6 protein-coding genes are annotated in these 5,143 nt (G+C 47.0%); 4 read left to right on the top strand and 2 right to left on the bottom strand.

The window, feature by feature from the left end; translation table 11 throughout:
- Positions 1-165: 165 nt before the first annotated feature.
- Positions 166-312 (bottom strand): hypothetical protein, encoded by a 147-nt coding sequence (locus tag RM811_RS04160; RefSeq protein ID WP_402521045.1) that lies wholly within the window; start codon positions 310-312, stop codon positions 166-168.
- Between the two features lie 284 nt (positions 313-596).
- Between RM811_RS04160 and RM811_RS04155 the strand changes: the two genes are divergently transcribed.
- The 4 genes from RM811_RS04155 to RM811_RS04140 all read left to right on the top strand — a co-directional run bounded on the left by RM811_RS04155 (position 597) and on the right by RM811_RS04140 (position 4,856).
- Positions 597-1,337, top strand: coding sequence for a GntR family transcriptional regulator (locus RM811_RS04155; RefSeq protein WP_402521043.1), 741 nt, complete (start codon positions 597-599; stop codon positions 1,335-1,337).
- Positions 1,338-1,546: 209 nt separating this feature from the next.
- The gene (locus RM811_RS04150; RefSeq protein WP_402521041.1) at positions 1,547-2,812 is read left to right on the top strand and encodes a nucleoside permease; all 1,266 of its coding nucleotides are present in this window, start codon (positions 1,547-1,549) and stop codon (positions 2,810-2,812) included.
- A gap of 59 nt (positions 2,813-2,871) precedes the next feature.
- Positions 2,872-3,897, top strand: coding sequence for an ADP-ribosylglycohydrolase family protein (locus RM811_RS04145; protein WP_402521040.1), 1,026 nt, complete (start codon positions 2,872-2,874; stop codon positions 3,895-3,897).
- A complete protein-coding gene (locus RM811_RS04140) occupies positions 3,897-4,856 on the top strand; it encodes a PfkB family carbohydrate kinase (RefSeq protein WP_402521038.1) in 960 nt (319 codons plus the stop codon). The genes RM811_RS04145 and RM811_RS04140 overlap by 1 nt, the downstream gene beginning before the upstream one ends.
- A 26-nt stretch (positions 4,857-4,882) precedes the next feature.
- On the opposite strand, the gene RM811_RS04135 is transcribed toward RM811_RS04140, so the two are convergent.
- The coding region (locus tag RM811_RS04135) for a hypothetical protein (protein WP_402521036.1) at positions 4,883-5,143 on the bottom strand (261 nt) is incomplete at its 5' end.

Genomic DNA, 5,143 nt, shown 5'->3' with positions numbered 1-5,143 from the left:
TGATTAAGACAATCAGACATATAATTTAGCGGATATTGTATATCTGTAGCCTTATAGCGCAGATAACATAAGAAGAAGTAATGCGGGGTAGGGTCTTGTAATTTTCATAGCTGCACGATGAAAGACCTGACCCCGGATTTTCGGCTCAGATTAAAAAACATCGGGTCACCTTGGTAATCCCGGAACGGCAGGCGCATCGCCTTGGAGATACCCAGCAGTATCCGCCCCTGAAGCGACTCCGGCAGTGCCTGTTTTCATCGCTTTCATCATCAAGCAGTAGACAGCCTGACTCATCATGTAGCTGACTGCCATATAACTAGCTCCACTCCAGGTTACTTGCGGGCATCTTTGAATGGTGATTCACGGAGAAAAGGCATGAAGGCAGATCATAAACGTGCAGAAATAAACAAAATACAAGTTCTGTCCTAAAGCTCAAATCAAGGCTTCCAAATTTTTATCCCATGCATAGCAGAACCCGTGGATGTGACAGATAAGTCCTGACTCTTCTACATACATTTCCTGACCTGTCACTATCCAGCAATCTGTATAATATGGCTGGATTTATATAATTGATGCTTTTCTTCGGGGGCTAATGAATGACATCTGATTTTTACAATTTTGTCAGTAAACAACTTTCCGGCAATGATCCCGCCCCTCTTTACCAGAAGCTAAACCGAGCAATACGGGAATCTATAACAAAGGGTATTCTTGCTCCGAATGATTACTTACCAAGTGAGAGAGCATTGATGCAGGAGCTGGGCATTTCCCGTAAAACTGTGCGCCACGCTTTTGAATGTCTCAGGGAAGATAAAGTTATCGACAGTGCCCAGGGGCTGGGAACCTTCGTCACCCGGAGGATCAATTATTCTATCAAGGGTGAAAAAGGTTTCTCTGAAATGGTTTCACACCATGGTGGCGTGCCTTCAACACGCTGGCTACAACGAAAAAAGATTAACGTATCCGGAGATATCGCCAGAAAACTGAAACTTGAAGATGGAGCGGAGGTCTATCAGTTTAAACGGCTACGGTTTATTAATGGCATGGCTGTGTCTGTTGAGAATTCCTATGTTTACTGTAGCTCGATCTCTGATATTGCAAACATAGGAGACTCTCTTTATCAGTTTTTCAAAGAAAATAATATCAAACTAGGACATAAAGAAAGCTACATTAGCGCTGCTATGCCCAGTGAAAAGATGAAAACCTTAATGGATCTTCAGGAAGATTGTCCTCTCCTGATTGTGCGTCAGCTTGTCCATTCTGAAGATACCAACCTGCCATTAGAATACTGCATCAACTACTGTCGCAGTGATGCCTATGAGTTTTTCTTCGAAGACTGAGTATACCTCCTTCCTTGCGTCCGGAAGGGCGCATAACGTTACAGTTTCAACTGCATAGATTTCTCCTGACACCTAAAAAGAACAAAGAATCCCAGTTTCTGTCACATTTGTTGCCCTGGATCAAAAAATAAAAGCCAAGGTTCCCTTATGGTGCCCCCTGGTATCCACTGATATCCACTGGTATCCTTTTTTTTGGTTTAGGGGGCGGTATGGGGATTAAAACAAAACTGTCAGCAATGATGTTTGTTGAATGGTTTATCTGGGGAGCCTGGTTTGTTCCGCTCTGGGCGTACTTGAATGGGTTGGGCTTTTCTCCCAGCGAGATTGCCTGGTCGTACAGTAGTACGGCTATTGCCGCCATTGTGGCTCCTATTTTTGTCGGTGTTATTGCAGACCGCTATTTTGCTGCCCAGAAAGTACTGGCTGTTCTTCATCTGGTGGGGGCAGCTTTAATGCTCTACCTTTCGAAACTGACCAGTTTTGAAACTTTCTTTCCGGTTCTGGTGATTTACGCCTGTACTTACATGCCGACTATTGCCCTGACCAACAGTATTGCATTCAGTAACGTTGAAGACAGTGAAAAAGACTTTCCGAAAATCCGCGTACTGGGCACCATCGGCTGGATTTTCTCCGGCGTTGTGGTTGGTTTCCTACCGGGCCTGATGGGTTTTGAAGATATTTCCACAACGGCTGTACCTTTACAGATCACAGCTTTCGCTTCTCTGGTTCTGGCTGCATACAGCCTGTTTCTGCCTGACACACCAGCAAAGAAAGACACTAAGACTAGTGTTGTTGATATTCTCGGCCTGAACGCTTTGGGCCTGCTGAAAGATCGCTCTTTCGCTGCCTTTGCCCTCTGTTCATTCCTGATTGCTGCGCCAATGGCGTTTTACTATCAGTTCACTGTCGGTTATCTGACTCAGGTTGGCATGCCTTCTGCCACTGGCTGGATGACTCTGGGGCAATTCTCTGAAATATTTGCCATGTTGCTGCTGCCTTTCTTCCTGCGCCGCTGGGGTATCAAGAAAGTGCTGTTGATCGGACTGCTTGCAACGGGCTTGCGTTATGTATTCTTCATTTTTGGTGGTACCGACAGTCTCCTGCCATACGCGATGCTGTTCGGCGGTCTGCTGTTACATGGCATCAGCTATGACTTCTATTACGTGACGGGTTACATCTATGTTGATAAGAAAGCACCCGCACACATGAGAACCGCAGCTCAAGGTCTGATCACTCTGATTTGTCAGGGGCTAGGCAGCCTGCTGGGTAACTGGATTGGCGGTCAGACTATGGAAGCGATGACACTGGCTGAACCAATAGGAAATATTACGTTTAACTGGGGTGCCACCTGGAGTATTGCAACGGCTATGGTTGCAGTGATTACTGTGCTCTTCCTTATTCTGTTCAATGAAAAGAATAAAGATATCAAGCCTGTTGATCTGCAATCCGGTACTGCGACTCCAACCCCTGCCTAATTTTTTTTGATAGATGTCAGAGCTCCTGTTGAGCTCTGACTGGATGGAATACCCTGAAGATGACAATTTCAACTCCTGATAACAACATTAAGAGCCGTATCGCCGGTGCTGTTTATGGTCAGGCTATTGGAGATGCCCTGGGCATGCCCTCCGAGCTCTGGCCTCGTGAACGGGTCAAAAGTTTTTTTGGTGAGATTACTGACTTTCTGGACGGCCCTGCTGAAAATAATGCCGCTTGCTACTTTAAAAAAGGTGAATTTACAGACGACACATCTATGGCTCTGGCTGTTGCCGATGCAGTGATTGAGCGTAAAGGCGACATTGATCCAGTACTTATTGGTCAGAATATTCTTGCCTGGGCTTATCGGATTGATGCATTCAACAAAAATATTCTGGGCCCAACCTCCAAAGTCGCTCTGAATGCCATCAAAGAAGGTATTCCAGTCTCTGAACTGCCCAATAACGGTATGACCAATGGCGCAGCGATGCGTATTGCACCTGTGGCTTCCATGCTATCCACAGCCTGTGTCGACCATTTTATCGAAGACGTATTTCAGTTGAGCAGTGCAACCCATAAGTCTGATGTGGCATTGGCTGGCGCTGTGGCGGTGGCATGGTCTGTTGCGCGGGCGATTGATGGCATCAGCTGGGAAGCTATCAAGGCTGAACTGCCGGAGATCGCAGAGAAAGCCCAGAAGCGTAATATCACAACTTTCAGTGCCAGCATGGCTCGTCGTATAGAGCTTGGGTTTGACCTGGTAAAAAACAGTAACGGTGATGAAGACGCTTCTGAAAAGGTTTATCACATTCTGGGCACAGGTACCGGAGTTATAGAGTCTGTTCCCGCCGCACTGGCAATGGTTGAACTGGCAGAAACTGACCCGAATCGCTGTGCCTTGCTGTGTGCCAACCTGGGCGGAGATACCGATACCATCGGTGCTATGGCCACTGCGATTTGTGGCGCGATCAGGGGTGTGGAAGCATTCAAGCCTTATTACATGGACACCATTAATGAACGCAACGACCTGAATCTTGATCGCTACGTGGACCTGCTGGAACAACTCAGAATACAGCGCGGAGAATAATGATGGATCTGGTTTCAAAGATTTTAGCTGGTCAGCAACAGCGTAAAGTGTATGTGATTGGCGCGGCTTTTGTTGACCTGGTGATGAATACGCCGATGCTGCCTGCTAAAGGTGACGATGTTTTTGTGGACTCGTCGTCAATTACCGTCGGCGGTTGCGCACTGAATATTGCTCGTATTCATAAATCTTTGGGACTGGATTTTGTCACAGGTATTCCTGTCGGCCAGGGTCTCTGGGCCAACCATATTCGTCATACGCTGGAGCAGGAAGGTATTGCGATCACTCAGGAAAGAGCTTCCGGAGATAATGGTTGGTGTATAGCCATGGTTGAAAGAGATGGTGAACGTACTTTTCTGTCGTCTGCGGGTGTAGAGGCTGATTGGACACTGAACCACCTGCGGGCACTGGAAGTCGAAAGTAATGGCATTATCTACTTATCCGGATACCAGCTGGCAGCCGACAGCTCAGGTGTGTTTCTTGACTGGATTGAAGAGCTTGATCGCTCTGTCTCTGTACTGGTGGATTTAGGCCCAAGACTGGTTGATATCAACAAAGAACAAATACAGCGACTTCAGGACAGAGGGGTTGTGTTTACCCTGAATCGACGTGAGGCTGAGTTGATGGCTGCTGAACAGTCTGTTGCTGTATTCTGCGAAGAGTTGGCGGTCCGTAGCCGTCAACCTGTTCTTTACCGGGTTGATAAAGAAGGTGCGTTCCTGTTTAAGGGCAATGAGGAACCTGAGTTAATCCCTCCATTTGTGACGACTCTCGTTGATACTATTGGTGCGGGTGATGCTCATGCCGCTGGCTTTCTATATGGGCTGGCAATGGGCTTTTCTCATAGCGAAGCTGCACTTATTGGCAATGCCGTTGCTTCTGATGCAGTTGCACAGGAGGGAGCCAGCCGGGGTATAACGGTCGAACAACTGGTCATGAGACTGGTTGGGAAAAAATCTTAAGTATTCGTGGCCCACTAACCACAGTATCAGTGGGGGTAGTGGGCCAAATGTGTGGATAGGGATAATCCCATACTGACAAAAATACTCTTCATCCCAATATACGTCTTATGACGTGTCTTATTGAAGTTAAATGCCCCGACTGCCATCTCTCGCTCGTTGGGAAGAACGGTTTTTGCCGTAAAGGAAATCAGCGCTATCTCTGCCATAATCAACTGTGTGAAATCACATCGTTTATGCTCGAATATCGGTATAAGGCCTGGTACAGGGGCGTCAGAAATAACATCGTC

Origin of the sequence: Endozoicomonas sp., assembly GCF_031844845.1 — a bacterium.
Taxonomy (GTDB): domain Bacteria; phylum Pseudomonadota; class Gammaproteobacteria; order Pseudomonadales; family Endozoicomonadaceae; genus Endozoicomonas.
Note: the sequence above shows the minus strand (reverse complement) of the source record. Positions and strands in the feature narration are given on the sequence as shown.

What these genes read in the sequence shown, in the direction of transcription:
- RM811_RS04160 (WP_402521045.1), bottom strand. Translation starts at nt 312, where the DNA reads ATGGCAGTCAGCTACATGATGAGTCAGGCTGTCTACTGCTTGATGATG.
- RM811_RS04155 (WP_402521043.1), top strand. Translation starts at nt 597, where the DNA reads ATGACATCTGATTTTTACAATTTTGTCAGTAAACAACTTTCCGGCAAT.
- RM811_RS04150 (WP_402521041.1), top strand. Translation starts at nt 1,547, where the DNA reads ATGGGGATTAAAACAAAACTGTCAGCAATGATGTTTGTTGAATGGTTT.
- RM811_RS04145 (WP_402521040.1), top strand. Translation starts at nt 2,872, where the DNA reads ATGACAATTTCAACTCCTGATAACAACATTAAGAGCCGTATCGCCGGT.
- RM811_RS04140 (WP_402521038.1), top strand. Translation starts at nt 3,897, where the DNA reads ATGATGGATCTGGTTTCAAAGATTTTAGCTGGTCAGCAACAGCGTAAA.